This window comes from Kamptonema animale CS-326 (genome assembly GCF_028330895.1).
Taxonomy (GTDB): domain Bacteria; phylum Cyanobacteriota; class Cyanobacteriia; order Cyanobacteriales; family Microcoleaceae; genus Kamptonema; species Kamptonema formosum.
Window position 1 is genome coordinate 1 of sequence record NZ_JAQMUA010000152.1, and the last position, 2665, is coordinate 2665.

Below are 2665 nucleotides of genomic sequence, written 5' to 3' on the forward strand. Positions count from 1 at the left end.
ATGATACCGCCTGGAAGGCGGCGTTACGGATATTTGCACTCATCGCCCTAAAAGCTTCACCAAACCGACTCCCCCAAAGTAAAGGCAAAGAACAGCACCCCCTAAAAGAGTTTGAGTTAGAGGGTCAGTAGAAGGTGTTAAAACTGCTCCTAAAACAGCAGCACCTAGAATCACATATCGCCAACCTGAAAGCATTTGTCCTGAAGAAACAATCCCTAAAATACCCAATATCACTTGAACAATCGGGATTTCAAAAGCTAAACCAGTGCTGAACATGAGCAGCAGTACAAATTCAAAATATTTGTCAATTGACCACAACTGCTCGACAACACCCTCCCCATAGTTAACAAAGAAATTTAACGCAGCGGGAATTAACAGCAAGTAAGAAAAAACCAACCCACCTATAAATAAAACACTAGACCCCAAGAAAACAGGCCCCATCAACCTCCGCTCGCGCCGAGTCAGACCTGGTAAGACAAACATTGCTATCTGGTAGAGTATGAAGGGGCTAGCAAGCAATAAACCGCTGTAACCAGCTACTTTCAGCGAGACAAAGAAAAATTCTCCCGGAGCTAATTGTAGAAATTTCACGCCATTTGCCGGGATTTCTAGTAGTTGTACAATCGGTTTAATGGTCAGAAAACAACCGATCATACCCCCAGCAACAGCAAGCACCGAATAAAAAATTCGCTGTCGCAATTCCTCCAAATGGTCAAACAGCGACATCTCTACCTCATCAGGGAGTTCGTCGAGATATTCCCCTTCTAGGTTGCGAGGTGCGATCGCAGCGTCAGTAGTCGTTGCAATACTTAGGTTTTCTGGGGTGGCGGGTGAGAAGTTATTGTCTGAACCCTGTTCGGGTGTCTCCGGGTTAGAAGGCAGCGTCATAATCGATTTGAGAGTTTAAATTTGAAATTAGGGAAACACTTGTCCAGCGATCGACGACTAATAAAGGCTACGTGAACTATTGTATCGAGGTTAGTTACAGTGCGGAAGTCTTTTATCAAGGATTTCTGCTGTTGAGATTGCTTGTATCACCTCAACTCGCCTTTCCTCTTACATCAAAGAGTAGTTATGCGTAAATTCTGGTTAAAAATAAGCTGGAGAGCTATTTTTAAATAGAAATGTATTTTTTCCCTTCCCCGATCTTGGCTTCAATCTTATGAAAATAGCAGTATCATTGAAAAAAAATTGGATTTATTTTATATCTATGCGTAAAACCAAACTTTTTTACTTTTTACTCCTTACTTTGTTCTTGTTGAGCTTTTTGTTGAGCTTAAGCATTCCTCTGACTTTTGCTCAGAACAGTAGCACAGATGTGCTTGAATATCCGACAATGAGAAATCTTCTGGATGAAGGAAACTATGCTGAGGCTGTAGACCGCATTGAGAAAGATTGGGAAAATCAATATCAGTCATATTTTAAAGAAAATTTTTCAACTCAGCCACAGACTGCTGACCAAATAGGACAAACTCTTTCTCGTCTTGCTGTTCAAACTAAAAAAAAGCCAGCTCTAATCTATATTCTTCCCCGTGCAGATCAACTGGAATTACTATTACTCACTCCCGATCGCCCTCCCTTCCGCCAAAGTGTACCCGCAGCTAAACGCGAGGCTTTGCTTCCAGTTGTTAAAGACTTTATTTCTCAAATTACTAATCAGAGAAAAATTAATACTACGAGCTATTTAAGTGCTGCTCAGCAACTTTATCAGTGGATAATTGCACCTCTGGAATTAAATTTACAAGCTCAAAAGATTGATACATTACTGTTTTGTGTTGGTAGTGGACTGCGTACTTTACCGCTGCCAGCTTTGCATGACGGAACTCGTTTTCTCACAGAAAAGTACAGTATAGCTCGCATCCCTGCTTTCAAATTTACAGAATCTAAGTATGCTGACCTCAAAAACTCGAAAGTTTTGGCAATGGGGGCATCAGATTTTTCTAATTTTTCCGAGCAACAACCTTTACCGGCAGTGCCATTAGAATTAAAGACAATTGCTCAATTGTGGCCGGGTGAATCTTTTCTCAATGAAGATTTTACTTTAGTTAATTTACAGTCGGAGCGGTTGCGGCAACGTTTTGGTATTATTCATTTAGCAACCCACGCAGAGTTTAAGGCGGGAACTCCTAATAATTCCTATATTCAGTTTTGGGATACTCCCTTACGTTTAGATCAAATGAGGCAGTTGGGTTGGAATAATCCGCCTGTGGAACTGTTAGTTTTGAGTGCTTGTCGAACTGCTTTAGGTGATAAGGATGTGGAGTTAGGATTTGCCGGTTTAGCGGTGCAGGCGGGTGTGAAATCGGCTTTAGCTAGTGTTTGGTATGTTAGTGATGCGGGGACTTTAGCCTTGATGAGTGAATTTTATCATCAGTTGCGGAGCGCACCTATTAAGGCTGAGGCGTTGCGGCAGGCTCAAATTGCTATGATTCAGGGTAAAGTGCGTTTGGAAAATGGTCAGTTGCAAAGTTCTAGAGGAGGGGTAATGTTACCACCTGAGTTTGCAGAAATTAGGAACGAAAATCTATCTCATCCTTACTATTGGGCGGCTTTTAGTATGATTGGGAGTCCTTGGTAATTGTTAGTTGTTAGTTGTTAGTTGTTGGTTGTTGGTTGTTATCTTACGTAACGCCGCCCTCTGGGCGGTATCTTTACCGCCCAGAGG

The 2665-nt window shown here is 41.9% G+C and carries 2 protein-coding genes; one reads left to right on the plus strand and one right to left on the minus strand.

Annotated elements, in window-relative coordinates:
- Positions 1-39: 39 nt before the first annotated feature.
- The gene (tatC, locus tag PN499_RS09045) at positions 40-888 is read right to left on the minus strand and encodes a twin-arginine translocase subunit TatC (RefSeq protein ID WP_272031469.1); all 849 of its coding nucleotides are present in this window, start codon (positions 886-888) and stop codon (positions 40-42) included.
- Positions 889-1210: 322 nt separating this feature from the next.
- Here tatC and PN499_RS09050 point away from each other — a divergent pair, with 322 nt between their 5' ends.
- Complete coding sequence (locus tag PN499_RS09050) at positions 1211-2578, plus strand: CHAT domain-containing protein (protein WP_272031470.1); 1368 nt, start codon at positions 1211-1213, stop codon at positions 2576-2578.
- The last annotated feature ends 87 nt before the right edge of the window (positions 2579-2665 follow it).

Excerpts from the sequence above, each read along its gene's own strand:
- tatC (WP_272031469.1), bottom strand. The coding sequence starts at position 888 with ATGACGCTGCCTTCTAACCCGGAGACACCCGAACAGGGTTCAGACAAT.
- PN499_RS09050 (WP_272031470.1), top strand. The coding sequence starts at position 1,211 with ATGCGTAAAACCAAACTTTTTTACTTTTTACTCCTTACTTTGTTCTTG.